Annotated in this window: 12 protein-coding genes; 2 read left to right on the top strand and 10 right to left on the bottom strand. The window is 65.6% G+C overall.

From position 1 onward, the window contains the following. Window positions 1-61: 61 nt before the first annotated feature. From METFAM1_RS0116405 to METFAM1_RS0116395, 3 genes are all read right to left on the bottom strand, one after another. Window positions 62-292 carry a hypothetical protein gene (locus METFAM1_RS0116405; protein ID WP_019916513.1) on the bottom strand — a complete coding sequence of 77 codons (231 nt, stop codon included), beginning with the start codon at window positions 290-292 and terminating at the stop codon, window positions 62-64. Between the two features lie 86 nt (window positions 293-378). Beyond that, window positions 379-765 carry a type II toxin-antitoxin system RelE/ParE family toxin gene (locus METFAM1_RS0116400; RefSeq protein WP_019916512.1) on the bottom strand — a complete coding sequence of 129 codons (387 nt, stop codon included), beginning with the start codon at window positions 763-765 and terminating at the stop codon, window positions 379-381. Continuing rightward, entirely contained in the window at window positions 758-1,057 is a 300-nt protein-coding gene (locus METFAM1_RS0116395) for a type II toxin-antitoxin system Phd/YefM family antitoxin (protein WP_019916511.1), read from the bottom strand. Before METFAM1_RS0116395 ends, METFAM1_RS0116400 begins: the two co-directional genes overlap by 8 nt. A gap of 376 nt (window positions 1,058-1,433) precedes the next feature. On the opposite strand from METFAM1_RS0116395, the gene METFAM1_RS0116390 reads away from it, so the two are divergent. Further along, window positions 1,434-2,594: a Fic family protein gene (locus METFAM1_RS0116390; protein WP_019916509.1), complete on the top strand. Its 1,161-nt coding sequence runs from the start codon at window positions 1,434-1,436 to the stop codon at window positions 2,592-2,594. Between the two features lie 28 nt (window positions 2,595-2,622). On the opposite strand, the gene glmS is transcribed toward METFAM1_RS0116390, so the two are convergent. Further along, complete coding sequence (gene glmS / locus METFAM1_RS0116385) at window positions 2,623-4,461, bottom strand: glutamine--fructose-6-phosphate transaminase (isomerizing) (RefSeq protein ID WP_019916508.1); 1,839 nt, start codon at window positions 4,459-4,461, stop codon at window positions 2,623-2,625. Between the two features lie 48 nt (window positions 4,462-4,509). Beyond that, window positions 4,510-5,871, bottom strand: coding sequence for a bifunctional UDP-N-acetylglucosamine diphosphorylase/glucosamine-1-phosphate N-acetyltransferase GlmU (glmU, locus tag METFAM1_RS0116380; RefSeq protein WP_019916507.1), 1,362 nt, complete (start codon window positions 5,869-5,871; stop codon window positions 4,510-4,512). 147 nt (window positions 5,872-6,018) lie between these two features. Here glmU and METFAM1_RS0116375 point away from each other — a divergent pair, with 147 nt between their 5' ends. Further along, entirely contained in the window at window positions 6,019-6,528 is a 510-nt protein-coding gene (locus METFAM1_RS0116375) for a DUF4124 domain-containing protein (protein WP_019916506.1), read from the top strand. Between the two features lie 1,077 nt (window positions 6,529-7,605). On the opposite strand, the gene METFAM1_RS0116370 is transcribed toward METFAM1_RS0116375, so the two are convergent. From METFAM1_RS0116370 to METFAM1_RS0116350, 5 genes are all read right to left on the bottom strand, one after another. Next, on the bottom strand, window positions 7,606-9,072 hold the full coding sequence (locus METFAM1_RS0116370; protein WP_019916505.1) for a glutamate synthase subunit beta: 1,467 nt from the start codon (window positions 9,070-9,072) through the stop codon (window positions 7,606-7,608). Between the two features lie 17 nt (window positions 9,073-9,089). Next, entirely contained in the window at window positions 9,090-13,757 is a 4,668-nt protein-coding gene (locus tag METFAM1_RS0116365) for a glutamate synthase-related protein (protein ID WP_027490944.1), read from the bottom strand. A gap of 272 nt (window positions 13,758-14,029) precedes the next feature. Next, entirely contained in the window at window positions 14,030-15,151 is a 1,122-nt protein-coding gene (locus METFAM1_RS0116360) for a deoxyguanosinetriphosphate triphosphohydrolase (protein ID WP_019916503.1), read from the bottom strand. Further along, window positions 15,144-16,232: a 3-dehydroquinate synthase gene (gene aroB, locus METFAM1_RS0116355; RefSeq protein WP_019916502.1), complete on the bottom strand. Its 1,089-nt coding sequence runs from the start codon at window positions 16,230-16,232 to the stop codon at window positions 15,144-15,146. Before aroB ends, METFAM1_RS0116360 begins: the two co-directional genes overlap by 8 nt. After that, window positions 16,220-16,747, bottom strand: coding sequence for a shikimate kinase (locus METFAM1_RS0116350; protein ID WP_019916501.1), 528 nt, complete (start codon window positions 16,745-16,747; stop codon window positions 16,220-16,222). Before METFAM1_RS0116350 ends, aroB begins: the two co-directional genes overlap by 13 nt. Between the last annotated feature and the right edge of the window lie 65 nt (window positions 16,748-16,812).

Below are 16,812 nucleotides of genomic sequence, written 5' to 3'. Positions count from 1 at the left end.
CCGACTCACTCCACCGTCACGCTCTTCCCCAGATTCCGCGGCTCGTCCACATCGTTGCCCTTCACCAGCGCTGCGAGGCAGACGAGCAGCTACAGCGCACGACGTGCAGCACGGGTGACAGTCGGCCGTAGTTTTCCGGGATGCTCAGGATGTGGGCGCCCCCGCCTTCGACCATTTCGGTGCCGGCGTCGGCGATGACATAGAGCTCGCCGCCGCGGGCGTGGACTTCCTGGATGTTGCTCTTGAGCTTTTCGATTAGCGCGTCGTTCGGCGCGAGCGCGATGACCGACATGTGGCTGCCGACCCGTGCCTGCGAACCGTACTCAAGCGCGGCACTACGTGATCAGACTGCAACTCAGCGACGCCGTTGCTCTGCGCTCAACTTCCCGCCGGCCAAAGCCCCGCAAAATCGAACGACAACTGCCGATGGTGGCGGATGGTGAGGAGGTAGACCGTCGCCAATTCGTCGACCACGGTGTAGAGCATGAGGTAGTCGCCGTGCAGATACTCGCGAAGGGAATCGGCGGCCGCTGTCGGCATGGCGGAAAGCAAGCTGAGCGCTTCGGCGGATTGGGGCGGGTGGTCAAGGTAGCGCCGACCGATGCGAGGAAAGCGGGCCAGATTGGGGATGACCGTGCTGCGCAACTGATCGAGCAGGTCGTCGAAGGCCGCGCCCGCATCGGCTTCTATCAGAAAGGTTTCGATGGCTTCGAGGCGCGCCAGAAAACTGTCGGTCAGCTCAACCCGGTGCAGGGTTTCAGCCATGTGTCTTCGCGCGACGCTTCTGGAGACTGGCGATTGCGGCATCAGCCGGCTGGGTCCGGCCTGCTGCAATGTCGTCCAGACCGCGACGGGCGTCTTCAAGCAGAAGCAGATGGATGCGTTCGCGTTCCAGCCGGTGGTAGTAGTCCAGCCGGTCGGCGTCGATCAGCGCGACATAGCTTTCGCCGTTCTTGGTGATGATCTTTTCGGCGCCAGCCTTGGCCTGCTCGGCCAGCTCCGAAAGGTTGGCACGTGCCTGGGTGAAGGGCACCACGTCGCGCGCTGAAAAACCCATGGCAGGCTCCCGATGGAAGGTGACAGAATTCTGTACAGTCTATCGAGTCAAGTGCGGTGACGCTACAGGGGTCTGTTCATCTGCTGCGAGCGTGCGATGCATGGACGCAAATACGGAGGCTGATCCGCGAACCGGCGGATAGAACAAGGCGCTGGTCCATCTCCGTGCTCTGAAACAGCACCACGTCAGGCAGACGTGTTCAAGATACGCATGGGAGAAATTGCAGAAAAAGTGCCGAAATTTTCAAGATATTTTTCCTTGATCCATATTTCAGGCGTTTGTTCTGACTGAACTTTTCTCGCTCTATTGAAGATACCAAGATCGTCGATTACAGATAATCTACGGCTTTGCCCTCACTTCGGCACAGAGGCCGCTCATGCCTGCCTTCCGCCATCATGATCTGAGTCTGCTCAACACCACCTTCGACTCACCCCTGGTCGATGTGGTGACCGAGCTCGAACATCTGCGCCGTCTCCGGCTGGAGGGCAGCACGCCCGCGCCGGTGTTCTTCCAGCTCAAGCAGATCTTCCACATGCTGGAAAGCCTGGGGTCGGCCCGCATCGAAGGCAACCACACCACGCTGGCCGACTATGTCGAGAGCCGGCTGGAAGACGTTGCGGCAAGCGTGAGTGACACGCTGCGTGAAATGGCCAATATCGAAGAGGCCATGGCCTTCATCGAGGCGCATTTCGCGCCCGGCGACGACATCACCGAACATCTTGTGCGCGAGTTGCATGCGCTGACGGTGCGCGACCTGCAGCGGGAGGGCGACGCCACCCCCGGCGCCTACCGCCAGGGGTCGGTGCGGATTTCGCAGTCCGACCACCTTCCACCCGAGGCGCTGCAGGTGCCGCAGTACATGAGCGAGCTGGTGGCCTTCATCAATCAGCCTGACCCGCCCAAGTACGACCTGATCAAGGTCGCGCTCGCCCACCACCGCTTCGCGTGGATACACCCCTTCGGCAACGGCAACGGGCGTGTGGTCCGGCTGCTGACCTATACCTTGATGATCAAGTACGGCTTCGACGTCAGGGCAGGCGGGCGGGTGCTGAATCCGACCGCGGTGTTCTGCAACGACCGCGACCGCTATTACGCCATGCTCAGTCAGGCGGACACCGGCACGCAGGAAGGACGCGAGGCGTGGTGCATCTACGTGCTGTCCGGCGTGCGCGACGAACTGGACAAGGTGGCCCGGCTGACCGATCAGGGCTATCTCATCGACCGCATCCTCACGCCGGCCTTGCGCCATGCGCGCGAGCGCGAATCATTGACGCAGATGGAAGAGCGGGTGCTCATGGCGACGGCCCACACAGGGATCGCCAAGGCGGGCGACCTGAAAGCGGCGATGCCCGGGATGACGGAAGCCCAACGCACCTACCAGATCCGCAAACTGGTGGAGCGCCGGATGCTCGTACCGATCCACGACGGTGCACGTCAGTACACCGTGGGTTTCAGCAACAGCGTGCTGCTGCGCGGCGTGATCCGCGCACTGACGGCGGAAGGGTTCATCCCCGAGGCGTTGAACCGCCCCGGTTGATCGACATTCAAGCGCGCGTGGTGCGCCCTCACTCCACCGTCACGCTTTTCGCCAGATTCCGCGGCTTGTCCACGTCGGTGCCCTTCACCAGCGCCGCGTGGTAGGCGAGCAGTTGCAGCGGCACGACGTGCAGTACCGGTGACAGCAGGCCGTAGTTCTCCGGCATGTTCAGGATGTGCACGCCTTCGCCTTCGACCATTTCGGTGCCGGCGTCGGCGATGACGTAGAGCTCGCCGCCGCGGGCGCGGACTTCCTGGATGTTGCTCTTGAGCTTTTCGATCAGCGCGTCGTTCGGGGCGATGGCGATGACCGGCATGTCGCGGTCGACCAGCGCCAGCGGGCCGTGCTTCAGTTCGCCGGCCGGGTAGGCTTCGGCGTGGATGTAGGAAATTTCCTTGAGCTTGAGCGCGCCTTCGAGCGCGATCGGGTAGTGCTGGCCGCGGCCGAGGAAGAGGGCGTGGTGCTTCATGGCGAAGCGTTCGGCCCAGGCCTGGATCTGGGGCTCAAGCTCGAGCACGCGTGTGACCGCGCCCGGCAGGTGGCGCAGCGCGCCGAGGTATTTCTCTTCCTGCGCGACGCTGAGCGTGCCGCGGGTCTTGGCCATGGCCAGCGTGAGCAGCGCGAGCGCGGCGAGCTGAGTGGTGTAGGCCTTGGTCGAGGCAACACCGATTTCCGGGCCGGCGCGGGTGATGAAACGCAGTGACGATTCGCGCACGATGGCCGATTCCGGCACGTTGCAGATCGCAAGCGTGCGGGTCATGCCGAGCGACTTGGCGTACTTCAACGCGGCCAGCGTGTCGGCGGTTTCGCCGGACTGCGAAATGGTGACGACCAGCGTGTCGGGGTCGGCCACCGGCTTGCGGTAGCGGTATTCGCTGGCGATTTCGACCGAGCATTCGATGCCGGCGATGTCTTCCAGCCAGTAGCGGGCGACCAGACCGGCGTGGAAGCTGGTGCCGCAGGCGAGCACGAGCACGCGGCGCACCGAGCGGAACACGTTGTCGGCTTCGACGCCGAACAGGTTGGGCGTGATCGAGCGCGCCTGGGCCAGCATTTCGAGCGTGTTCGACAGCGCGGCCGGCTGCTCGAAAATCTCTTTCTGCATGTAGTGGCGGTAGCTGCCCAGTTCGACCGCGTCGGCCGACAGCTGGCTCACCTGCACCGGGCGGTCGACCGGCGTGCCGTCGAGACGCATGACGCGCATCGAGTTGCGGGTGAGTTCGGCCATGTCGCCGTCTTCGAGGTAGATCATGTTGCGCGTGACCTGCAGCAGCGCCGAGGTATCGGAGGCGGCGTAGTTGCCGTTGTCCGACTGGCCCAGCACCAGCGGCGAGCCGTGGCGGGCGACGACGATGCGCGAGTCTTCGCCTTCGGTGACGATGGCGATGGCGTAGGCGCCGATCAGTTCGCCGCAGGTGGCGCGCACGGCGTCGAGCAGGTCGGGCGTGGTCTTCAGATGGTGGCGCACCAGGTGGGCGATGACCTCGGTGTCGGTTTCCGACGTGAAGGTGTAGCCAAGGCCGGTGAGGCGGGCGCGCAGCGGTTCGAAGTTCTCGATGATGCCGTTGTGCACGACGGCCAGACCGTCGCTGATGTGCGGGTGCGCGTTGCGCTCGGACGGCACGCCGTGCGTGGCCCAGCGGGTGTGGGCGATGCCGATGGCGGCGTCGAGCTGCTGTTCGCTGGCCTGGGTGGCCAGTTCGGCCACGCGGCCGACCGAGCGCAGGCGGCGCAGTTCGGTGCCGTTGGCGCCATTCAGCACGGCGAGGCCGGCCGAGTCATAGCCGCGGTATTCGAGCTTGCGCAGCCCTTCGAGCAGTACGGGAACGATGTTCTGGCCGGCGATGGCCGCGACGATGCCACACATGGGAAATCCTTTGCCGTTGCGATGCGTTGTGTGTCGGTTACTGCCCGGTCATTTCTTTTTCTTCACCGGCCGGGTCCAGCCGGTGATGGTGGTCTGGCGCACGCGCGAGATGGTGAGCTCGCCCGGCGGTGCGTCCTGCGTCAGCGTGGTGCCGGCGCCCAGCGTGGCGCCACGGCCGACGGTGACCGGCGCAACCAGCTGGGTGTCGGAGCCGATGAACACGTCGTCTTCGATGATGGTGCGGAACTTGTTGGCGCCGTCGTAGTTGCAGCAGATGGTGCCGGCACCGATGTTCACGCGGCTGCCCACGGTGGCATCGCCGACGTAGGCTAGGTGGTTGGCCTTGCTGTGGGCGGCGATGTCGCTGTTCTTCACTTCGACGAAGTTGCCGATGTGCACGTCTTCCGCCAGGTTCGCGCCGGGGCGCAGACGCGCGTAGGGGCCGAGCTGGCAGCCGGCGCCGACCACGGCGTCGTCGAAATGGCAGAAGGGCGCGATGACGGTGCCGGCGGCGACGGTGACGTTGCGCAGCACCGAGTGCGCGCCCACCTTGACGCCGTCGCCCAGTTCGACGCGACCTTCGAAGATGCAGCCGATGTCGATCTCGACGTCGCGGCCACAGACCAGCTCGCCGCGCACGTCGATGCGTGCCGGGTCGCGCAGCGTGACGCCTTCGGTCAGCAGTCGCTCGGCGTTTTCGCGCTGGTGGATGCGTTCGAGTTCGGCCAGTTGCGCCTTGTCGTTCACGCCCAGCGTTTCCGACACGCGGGCCGGCTGCGTGCTCACCACCGGCACACCGTCGCGCACTGCGGCGGCGACCACGTCGGTCAGGTAGTACTCGCGTTGGGCGTTGTCGTTCGACAGCTGGTCGAGCCAGCCGGCGAGCTTGCCGCCGGGCACGACCATGATGCCGGTGTTCACTTCGCGGATGGCGCGCTCGGCCTCTGAGGCATCCTTCTGCTCGACGATGCGCACGATGCGGCCTTCGCCGTCGCGCACGATGCGGCCGTAGCCGGTGGGTTCGTCGAAGCTGACGGTGAGGATGGCGAGCTTGTCGTTGCCGGCCGCTTCGGCCAGCTTGACCAGCGTGTCGGCGCGCAGCAGCGGCACGTCGCCGTAGAGGATGAGCACCGGCTCGTCGCGCGACAGATGCGGCAGCGCCTGGCGGACCGCGTGGCCGGTGCCGAGCTGTTCGGCCTGCAGCGCCCAGTCGACCGCGAGATCGGGGAAGGCCGCGCGCACTGCGTCGCCACCGTGGCCGTACACCACGCAGGTGTGCGACGGGTTCAGAGACGCTGCGGTGCGCAGCACATGCCCGAGCAGCGGGCGGTCAGACAGGGGTTGCAGCACCTTGGGCAGGGCGGAGCGCATGCGCTTGCCTTGCCCGGCTGCCAGAATGACGATCTGCATCGGACACCATATGGCGGAAAACCGCGTGGATTCTAGCATTCGGGGTACGACGGCCTGCTGCGCAGCAGTTCTCGCCCACCGCGTGTTTGCAACCTGCCGACGTGCGCGTTGCCATAGATTTAACAATTCAACCGGGAGGTCTACGACATGAAAGCCGCCGCCCTTTACGCCGCTCTCTGCATGCTGCCCGTGACGCTGTTCGCGGGCGACACGGTTCACCGCTGGGTCGATGAACGCGGCGTCGTGAATTACGGCGACGCACCGCCAGAGGGGCGCAAATCGACGCCGATACGCACGGTCGATCCGCTCACCGTGACCGGGTCACCGTCCCCGGCCCGCGCCGCGACACCGCCAAGCCCCGCCAGTGGCATGGCAGACCGCGACGCGGTACAGCGCGAGGTTGAATCGGCGCTGCAGCGGGAACGTACGTCGGTCGCGCAAGAGAGTGCGGCAAGGCAGGAGGCGGCGATGGCGGAAGCACGCAAGCGCTGCCTGGAACAGCGGCGTGTGGATTGCGACGATCCGGCGGTGCTGGACGACACCCTGTACGGCGTACCGCCGCGCATCATCCGTCGCCACCCTCCCCTGTACCCGCCGATCGCCCGTCCGCCCGCACCGCCGCCGGAGCGGCCGATGCTGATGCGCAAGTTGCCGTAGGTGGATTGCTCAGAAGGACGCGCCCTATCCGCGGCCGGAGCTCGGTGCCGGGCTTTGTGGGAGGGGTCTTCTGGCCCCGACTGCGGCTTGGATCGAAGCCGGCGGACTGCAGCGGCCGTGTCGCGGTCAGAAGACCGCTCCTACAGGAGGGGCGCGCCCTATCCGCGGCCGGAGCCCGGTGCGGGGTTTTTTGGGAGGGGTCTTCTGACCTCGACTGCGGCCTGAATCGAAGCCGGCGGACTGCAGCGGCCGCATCGCGGCCAAGGCCGCTCCCACAGGGGTGGTGCGCCTGATCCACGGCCGGAACCTGGGGCGGGATTCTGTGGGAGGGGTCTTCTGACCCCGACAGCGGCTTGGATCGAGGCCGGCGGACTGCAGCGGCCGCGTCGCGGTCAGAAGACCGCTCCTACAGGGGTGGTGCGCCCGATCCACGGCCGGAGCCTGGAGCGAGGTTTTGTGGGAGGGGTCTTCTGACCCCGACCGCGGCTTGGATCGAGGCCGGCGGACTGCTGCGGCCGCGTTGCGGTCAGAAGACCGCTCCTACAGGGGTGGTGCGCCGGATCCACGACCGGAGCCTAGGCGAGGATTCTGTGGGAGGGGTCTTCTGACCCCGACAGCGGCTTGGATCGAAGCCGACGGGCGGCAGAGGCCGTGTCGCGGCCAAGGCCGCTCCCACAGGGGTGGTGCGCCTGATCCACGGCCGGAGCCTGGGACGAGGTTTTGTGGGAGGGTTCTTCTGACCCCGACTGCGGCTTGGATCGAAGCCGGCGGACTGCTGCGGCCGTGTCGCGGTCAGAAGACCGCTCCTACAGGGGTGGTGCGCCTGATCCACGGCCGGAGCCTGGGCGAGGATTCTGTGGGAGGGGTCTTCTGACCCCGACTGCGGCTTGGATCGAAGCCGGCGGAGCGCAACGGCCGCGTCGCGGCCAAGGCCGCTCCCACAAAGGTCGCGTCTGACCCGTGGCCCGAACTGCGCATTTGTGGGAGCGAGCTTGCTCGCGATTGCGGCCTCACTGCAACACGGGCCGTTGTTCGCCCCTCTTCCCGCCTGTGAGCGGTCAGAGAGGAGCGGAACGATCAGCGCGGCAGGGTGGTGGAACCCATGAGGAACTGGTCAACTTCACGAGCGCACTGACGGCCCTCTCTGATCGCCCACACCACCAGCGATTGCCCGCGGCGCATGTCGCCGGCGGCGAATACCTTGGGCACGTTGGTGGCGTAGCAGCCTTCACCGTCGGTGGTGGCGCGGGCGTTGCCGCGGCCGTCCTTCTCGACGCCGAAGCTTTCGATGATGCTGCCGGCCGGGCTGACGAAGCCCATCGCGAGCAGTACGAGGTCGGCCTTCAGCAGTTGCTCGGTGCCGGCCACTTCCTGCATGCGGCCGTCCTTCCACTCGACGCGCACCGTCTTGACCTGGGTGACCTTGCCGTTCTCACCGATGAATTCCTTGGTGGCGATCGCCCAGTCACGCTCGCAGCCTTCTTCGTGGCTGGACGAGGTGCGCAGCTTGATCGGCCAGTAGGGCCACACCAGCGGCTTGTTCTCGGCTTCCGGCGGCTGCGGCATCAGTTCGAACTGGATGACGCTGGCAGCGCCGTGACGGTTCGAGGTACCGACGCAATCGGAACCGGTGTCGCCACCGCCGATCACGACCACGTGCTTGCCGGTGGCCATGATCTGGTCGGGCACGGTGTCACCGGCAACGACGCGGTTCTGCAGCGGCAGGAAGTCCATCGCGAAATGCACGCCGGCCAGCTCACGGCCCGGCACCGGCAGGTCGCGCGGCTGTTCCGCACCACCGGCGAGGATGACGGCGTCGAACTCGGCCTTCAGCTGCTCGGGGCTGACCACGGTCGCGGCATCGCTGTGCACCGGCGAACCTTCGGGCAGCGGACCGACCTGCACACCGGTGCGGAAGGTCACACCTTCGGCTTCCATCTGCGCGATGCGGCGGTCGATGTGCGACTTTTCCATCTTGAAGTCGGGGATGCCGTAGCGCAGCAGACCGCCGACGCGGCTGTTCTTTTCGAACACGGTCACGTCGTGACCGGCGCGCGCCAGTTGCTGCGCGGCGGCCATGCCGGCCGGGCCCGAACCGACGACGGCGACCTTCTTGCCGGTCTTCGTCGCCGGCGGCTGCGGCACGACCCAGCCGTTTTCCCAGGCCTTGTCGATGATGGCGTGCTCGATCGACTTGATGCCCACCGCGTCGCTGTTGATGTTCAGCGTACAGGCGGCTTCGCACGGCGCCGGACAGATGCGGCCGGTGAATTCCGGGAAGTTGTTGGTCGAGTGCAGCACCTCGATCGCCTGCTTCCAGTCCTGGCGGTAAACCAGGTCATTGAAGTCGGGGATGATGTTGTTGACCGGGCAGCCGCTGTTGCAGAACGGGATGCCGCAGTCCATGCAGCGCGCGCCCTGGATCTTCGCCTCTTCGTCGCTCAGGTGGAGCACGAACTCCTTGTAGTTGCGCACGCGCTCGGCGACCGGCAGCGAAGCTTCGGACAGACGCTGGTACTCAAGAAAACCGGTGGACTTTCCCATGTTCGATTCTTTTCCTGTTACTTGGCCATCGCTGCAGCAGGCGCATCCGCCTTGGCAGCCATTTCACGCAGCGCGCGGCGGTACTCGACCGGCATCACCTTGACGAACTTGCCGCGGGCATTCGCCCAGTCGGCGAGGATGTCGGCAGCGCGCTTCGAGCCCGAGAAGGCGGCGTGACGCGCGATCAGGCGACGCAGAATGGCTTCGTCGCTCATCGTCAGGTGGTTGATCGCCGCCTCGCCGATGATGTGATCGTCGGCGTCGTTGGCCAGATCGCCACTGATCGTGTCGAGTTCGACCATCGACATGTTGCAGCGCTTGGCGAAGCTGCCGTCCTCGTCATAGACGTAGGCGACGCCGCCCGACATGCCGGCTGCGAAGTTGCGACCGGTCTGGCCGAGCACGACCACGGTGCCGCCGGTCATGTATTCGCAGCCGTGGTCACCGGTACCCTCGACCACCGCGATGGCGCCCGAGTTGCGCACGGCGAAACGCTCGCCGGCCACGCCGCGGAAGTAGCACTCGCCTTCGGTCGCACCGTAGAGCACGGTGTTGCCGACGATGATGTTCTTCTCCGATGCGCCGCGGAAGGCGTCCGACGGCTTGATCACGATGCGGCCGCCGGACAGGCCCTTGGCGACGTAGTCGTTGCCCTGGCCGGTCAGTTCCAGCGTGATGCCGCGCGCGATGAAGGCGCCGAAGCTCTGGCCGGCGGTGCCGCTGAGCTTCACCATGATGGTGTTGTCGGGCAGGCCCTTGTGGCCGTAACGCTTGGCAACTTCATGCGACAGCATGGTGCCGGCGGTGCGGTTCACATTGGTGATCGGCGATTCAACGACGACCGACTTGCCGGTTTCGATGGCGTCCTTCGCCTTGGCGATCAGGCTGTGGTCGAGCGCGCGGTCGATGCCGTGGTCCTGCGTTTCGCTGTGCAGGCGCGACACTTCGGCCGGAACCGGCGGCATGTAGAAGATGCGCGAGAAGTCGAGGCCACGCGCCTTCCAGTGTTCGATGCCGGCGCGGGTGTCGAGCAGGTCGGCGCGGCCGACCAGATCGTCGAACTTGCGCACGCCCATCGAGGACATCAGTTCGCGCACTTCTTCGGCGACGAAGAAGAAGTAATTGACCACGTGTTCCGGCTGGCCGGTGAACTTCTTGCGCAGCACCGGATCCTGGGTGGCGACGCCGACCGGGCAGGTATTCAGGTGGCACTTGCGCATCATGATGCAGCCCTCGACCACCAGCGGTGCGGTGGCGAAGCCGAATTCGTCGGCGCCGAGCAGCGCGCCGATCAGCACGTCGCGGCCGGTCTTCATCTGGCCGTCGGCCTGCACGCGGATGCGACCGCGCAGGCGGTTCAGCACCAGGGTCTGCTGGGTTTCGGCCAGGCCGAGTTCCCACGGCGTGCCGCAGTGCTTGATCGACGAGATCGGGCTGGCACCGGTGCCGCCGTCATGGCCGGCGATCACCAGGTGGTCGGCCTTGGCCTTGGACACGCCGGCGGCCACGGTGCCGACGCCGATTTCCGACACCAGCTTGACCGAGATCGAGGCGGTCGGATTCGAGTTCTTCAGGTCGTGGATCAGCTGCGCCAGATCCTCGATCGAGTAGATGTCGTGGTGCGGCGGCGGCGAGATGAGGCCGACGCCCGGCACCGAATGGCGCAGGAAGCCGATGTATTCCGACACCTTGTGGCCGGGCAGCTGACCGCCCTCGCCCGGCTTGGCGCCCTGGGCCATCTTGATCTGGATCTGGTCGGAGTTGGCCAGGTATTCGGCGGTGACGCCGAAACGGCCGGACGCGACCTGCTTGATCTTGGAGCGCAGCGAATCGCCCTTCTTCAGCGGCAGCGCGACTTCGACGCGCGACGAGCCGATGAGCTTGTCGAGCGTGGTGTCTTCGGTCACCGGGTTGAAGCGGATCGGGTCTTCACCGCCCTCGCCGGTGTTCGACTTGCCTCCAATGCGGTTCATCGCGATGGCCAGCGTGGTGTGCGCTTCGGTCGAGATCGAGCCGAGCGACATCGCGCCGGTGGCGAAGCGCTTGACGATTTCGGTCGCCGGCTCGACTTCCGACAGCGGCACCGGTGCGCCCGCCGGCTTGATGTCGAACAGACCGCGCAGCGTCATGTGACGCTTGGTCTGGTCGTTGATGATGCGGGCGTATTCCTTGTACGTGTCGTACTTGTTGGTGCGCGTCGAGTGCTGCAGCTTGGCGATCGCGTCCGGCGTCCACATGTGCTCTTCGCCGCGGATGCGGAAGGCGTACTCGCCGCCGGCATCGAGCGCATTGGCCAGCACCGGGTCGTTGCCGAAGGCCTGGGCGTGCGTGCGCAGCGCCTCTTCGGCCACTTCCTGCAGGCCGATGCCTTCGACCTGGGTGGCGGTGCCGGTGAAGTAGCGGGCGACGAAGGCCGAGTTGAGGCCGATCGCTTCGAAGATCTGCGCGCCGCTGTAGGACTGGTAGGTCGAAATGCCCATCTTGGACATGACCTTGTTCAGACCCTTGCCCACGGCCTTGATGAAGCGCTTCGACGCGTCCTTGGTCGACAGACCGGACGGCAGCTCATTCGAGATTTCGGCGATGGTGTCGAACGCCAGCCACGGACAGATCGCTTCGGCGCCGTAACCGGCGAGCAGCGCGAAATGGTGGGTTTCACGCGCCGAGCCGGTGTCGATGACGAGACCGGTCAGCGTACGCAGGCCCTTGCGCACCAAGTGGTGATGTACGGCCGAGGTAGCGAGCAGCGCCGGGATGGCGACGCGATCGCGCGAAGCGGCGCGGTCGGACAGGATGACGATGTTGAAGCCGTCGGCCACCGACTTTTCGGCTGCTTCCTGCAGGCGCTTGATCGCCCCTTCGCAGGCCGCGGCGCCGTTAGCCGCCGGGTAGGTGATGTCGAGCACCAGCGAACGGTACTTGCCGCCGGTCAGGCGCTCGATGTCGCGCAGGCGCAGCACGTCTTCGTTGGTGAGCACCGGCTGGGTGACTTCGAGGCGCGGCGTCAGGCCGTCTTCGTTGTCGGCCACACCCATCAGGTTCGGGCGCGGACCGATGAAGGAGGCGAGCGACATCACGATCTCTTCGCGGATCGGGTCGATCGGCGGGTTCGTGACCTGGGCGAACAGCTGCTTGAAGTAGGAATACAGCGGCTTGTTCTTGTCCGACAGCACCGGCAGCGCGGAATCATTGCCCATCGAGCCGATGGCTTCTTCGCCACCGGCCGCCATCGGCGCCAGGATGAACTTGATGTCTTCCTGCGTGTAGCCGAAGGCCTGCTGCGTATCGAGCAGGGTTTCGCTGCGCTCGGTGGCGTACTTGATCTCTTCCAGTTCGGTCAGGAAGAAACGCGAATCGGTGATCCACTTGTCGTACGGGTATTCGGTGGACAGCTCGTGCTTGAGCGCGGCGTCTTCGATGATCGCGCCCTTTTCCAGGTCGATCATGAACATCTTGCCCGGCTGCAGACGCCACTTCTGCACGATGCGCTCGTCCGGAATCGGCAGCACGCCCATTTCGGAGGCCATCACGACCATGTCGTCGTCGGTGACCAGGAAGCGGGCCGGGCGCAGGCCGTTGCGGTCCAGCGTGGCGCCGATCTGGCGGCCGTCGGTGAAGGCCACGGCGGCGGGGCCGTCCCACGGCTCCATGATGGCGGCGTGGAATTCGTAGAAGGCGCGACGCTCTTCGTCCATCAGCGGATTGCCGGCCCAGGCTTCGGGGATCAGCATCATCATGGCGTGGGCCAGCGAGTAGCCGCCCATCACCAGCAGTTCGAGCGCGTTGTCGAACGAGGCCGAATCGGAGCCGCCTTCGACGATGAGCGGCCACAGCTTGTCGAGATCGTCGCCGAGCGCGGCCGACTTCATCGACTTCTGACGCGCCTTCATCCAGTTGATGTTGCCGCGCACGGTGTTGATTTCACCGTTGTGGGCAATCATGCGGAAGGGGTGGGCCAGATCCCAGGTCGGGAAGGTGTTGGTCGAGAAGCGCTGGTGTACCAGCGCCAGCGCGGACTGCGCGCGCGCGTCCTGCAGGTCGAGGAAGTATTCACCGACCTGGTGCGCCAGCAGCATGCCCTTATATACAAGGGTGCGCGAGGACAGCGACGGAATGTAGAACTGCTTCACGTCGGCCAGCTTCAGCGCGCGCACTGCGTGCTCGACACGCTTGCGCACGACGAAGAGCTTGCGTTCGAAGGCGGTCTGGTCGGCCACGGTATCGGGGCGGGCGATGAACACCTGGCGCATCTGCGGCTCGATGGCTCGCGCGGCTTCGGCCAGGATGCTGCTGTCGCGCGGAACGTCGCGCCAGCCGAGGAAGGTGAGGCCTTCTTCGTGGATGATGCGCGCCACGACCGACTCACAGGCGGCACAGCCATTGGCCGATTGCGGCAGGAAAACGGTGCCACAGGCGTAATCGCCAGCGGGCGGCAGCGTGATGCCGATCTTCTCAGCCTCGGCACGCAGCAGCGCGTCGGGCATCTGGATCAGAATGCCGGCGCCATCGCCGAGCAGCGGGTCGTAACCGGTTGCGCCACGGTGATCGAGGTTCTTCAGGATCAGCAGACCCTGTTCGATGATGTCGTGCGATTTGCGATTCTTGATGTTCGCAACGAAACCCACACCACATGCATCACGCTCGTTTTCGGGGTCGTACAGACCCTGAGTATGGGGAAGACCCATTGCTTTCGTCCTCGAAACTCGTTTGCCAACCGCGCGCGGCATCGCTCTGATCGCTCGCCACTGCGGGAATTCGCACCGCCGCATCCACGAAAAAGCCGGTTTCCGCGGTCATCCTCTAAAGGGGATTTGGCGGGCACCGGCTCGGGTGGCCTCGCCGACTCGTCGGTGAGACCGGCACAGGCACTTTGGGGGTGGACGACGGAGTATAAAACCTTGATCCGCTGCGTACAACACCCGTGCGGCGGCGCATCAAACAGCGCCCACCGAAGGGATCAGATCTCGCCGACCGCGAACAGGCGGCGATGCTCGCGCATCGCGTAACGGTCAGTCATGCCGGCGATGTAGTCGGCGATGGCACGCGGCTTGTCGTCGCGGGCCATGAGCTGATACTGCGGCGGCAGCAGGCGCGGATCGTCCATGAAGGCGCCGAACAGTTCGGCGATGATGCGGCGCGCCTTGGCCGTCATGCGCAGCACCTGATAGTGGCGGTAAAGATTGTCGCGCAGGAACTGTTTGAGCTTGAGCTGCTCGGCCCGCATCGTTTCGCTGTAGGCAACCAGCACCGGGCCGGCACGCACGTCGTCGATGGAGCGCAGCGCGGCGGCTTCGATGCGACTCGTCGTTTCCCCCACCAGATCAATCACTTGCGCATTGATCATGCGGCGGATCGCCTCGTGGATCAGACGCCGGCCGGCGATCTGCGGGTACAGATCGACCACCTCGCGGCGGAAGCGGGCGAAGATCGGCACCTCTTCCAGCTGTTCCAGCGTGATCAGGCCCGAGCGCAGGCCGTCGTCGACGTCGTGATTGTTGTAGGCGATTTCGTCGGCCAGATTGCAGATCTGCGCTTCGATGGTCGGCTGCGTGCGGTCGAGGAAGCGCTGGCCCAATTCGCCCAGTTCGCGCGCACGCGCCGGCGAACAGTGCTTGAGGATGCCCTCGCGCGTTTCGAAGGTGAGGTTCAGGCCGTCGAAAGCGCCGTAGCGCTCTTCCAGCAGATCGACCGTGCGCAGGCTCTGCAGGTTGTGCTCGAAACCGCCGTAGTCGCGCATGCATTCGTTCAGCGCGTCCTGACCGGCGTGGCCGAAAGGCGTGTGGCCGAGGTCGTGGGCAATCGACACCGCCTCGGCCAGATCCTCATTCACCCGCAGGGCACGCGCGATCGAGCGCGCGATCTGCGCGACCTCGATGCTGTGCGTGAGCCGGGTGCGGAAGAGATCGCCTTCGTGATTGACGAAAACCTGGGTCTTGTACTCGAGCCGGCGGAAGGCCGTGCTGTGCACGATGCGGTCGCGGTCTCGCTGGAACTGGCTGCGCCCGTGCGGCGAATCTTCCGGAAAGCGGCGTCCGCGCGAATTCTCGTCGCAGGCGGCGTAGGGTGCGAGCTCAGGCATTCGCGCAGCAGTGCTCGATGGAAGCAGCGATGTCGGCCGCCGGGGCATCGCCGTACACGACCGCCTCGCCGATGCGCTTGAGCAGCACCAGCCGCAGCTTGCCGGCTTCGACCTTCTTGTCGTGCGACATCAGTTCGAGATAGCGATCGACGCCCAGCTTCGGCCCGCGCAGCGCCAGGCCGGCGGATTCGTGGATGCGGCGGATGCGGGCGATATCGTCGTCGTTCAGCCAGCCGAGCCGACGCGACAGTTCTGCCGCCATCAGCGTGCCGGCCGCTACCGCCTCCCCATGCAGCCATTCGCCGTAGCCCAGCCCGGTTTCGATGGCGTGGCCGAAGGTATGGCCGAGGTTGAGGTGGGCGCGCACGCCGGCTTCGGTTTCGTCCTCGATCACCACCTCCGCCTTGTTGCGGCAGGAGCGCTCGATGGCGAAGGCCAGCGCTTCGGTGTCGCGCGCCAGCAGGCGCGGCATATTGACTTCCAGCCAGTCGAAGAATTCGCGGTCGCGGATCAGACCGTACTTGATCACTTCGGCCAGACCAGCCTTCAGTTCGCGGTCAGGCAAGGTGTCCAGCGTATCGATGTCGGCCAGCACCAGTTTGGGCTGGTAGAAGGCGCCGATCATGTTCTTGCCGAGCGGATGGTTGATCGCGGTCTTGCCGCCGACCGACGAATCGACCTGGGACAGCAGCGTCGTCGGCACCTGGATGAAGGGCACGCCGCGCTGGTAGGTCGCCGCGGCGAAACCGACCATGTCGCCGATGACACCGCCGCCGAGCGCGATCAGCGTGGTCGAGCGCTCGACGCGGGCGCCGAGCAGCGCGTCGAAAATAAGGTTCAGCGTTGCCCAGTCCTTGTGCGCCTCGCCGTCCGGCAGCACGACCAGCTGATGGGCGACGCCGACCGAATCCAGTGCATCGAGTACGCGTGCCGCGTAGAGCGGCGCAACGATGTCGTTGCTGATGACCACGGCGCGCTTGCGCTTGAGCACCGACGCGAAGAGGTCGCCGCGGTCTATCAGGCCGCGACCGATATGGATGTCGTAGGCGCGCTCATCGAGCGCCACGTTCAGGCTGCGCATCGGTTCAGGTATTCCCGTTCAAGTTTCCGCACGATGGACAGCGGGCTGCCCTGGCCACTTTCGGCGATGAAATCAGCGACCTCCCGGTACAGAGGGTCGCGCAGGCCGTGAAGTTCGCGCACGCGGGCGCGCGGATCGTCGACCTGCAGCAGCGGCCGATTGCGATCGCCGCGGGTACGCGACCACAGTATGTCGGGCGGCACGTCGAGATAGACCACCCAGCCACCGGCCTTCAGGTTCTGTCGATTCATCGGATCGAGCACCGCACCGCCGCCGGTGGCCAGCACCAGCCCGGTTTCGTGCGCCAGCGCTTCGATGGTCGCCGCCTCACGCCGACGAAAGCCGGCTTCGCCCTCGATCTCGAAGATGGTCGGGATGCTGACGCCGGTGCGCGCCTCGATCTCGTGATCGCAGTCGACGAAGCGCTTGCGCAGCCTGCGCGCGAGCTGACGCCCGACGGTCGTTTTGCCGGCGCCCATCATGCCGACCAGAAAAATGTTGTCGCTATGTTCCACCGGCCGGATTCTAGCAGCGCAAAAAGAAAGCGGCCCCGTCGCCGGGGCCGCCCGATGCCAAGTCG

It is taken from the genome of Methyloversatilis discipulorum (assembly GCF_000527135.1).
GTDB lineage: Bacteria > Pseudomonadota > Gammaproteobacteria > Burkholderiales > Rhodocyclaceae > Methyloversatilis > Methyloversatilis discipulorum.
The sequence above is the reverse complement of the archived record's forward strand: the minus strand, read 5'-3'. Positions and strand labels throughout refer to the sequence as shown.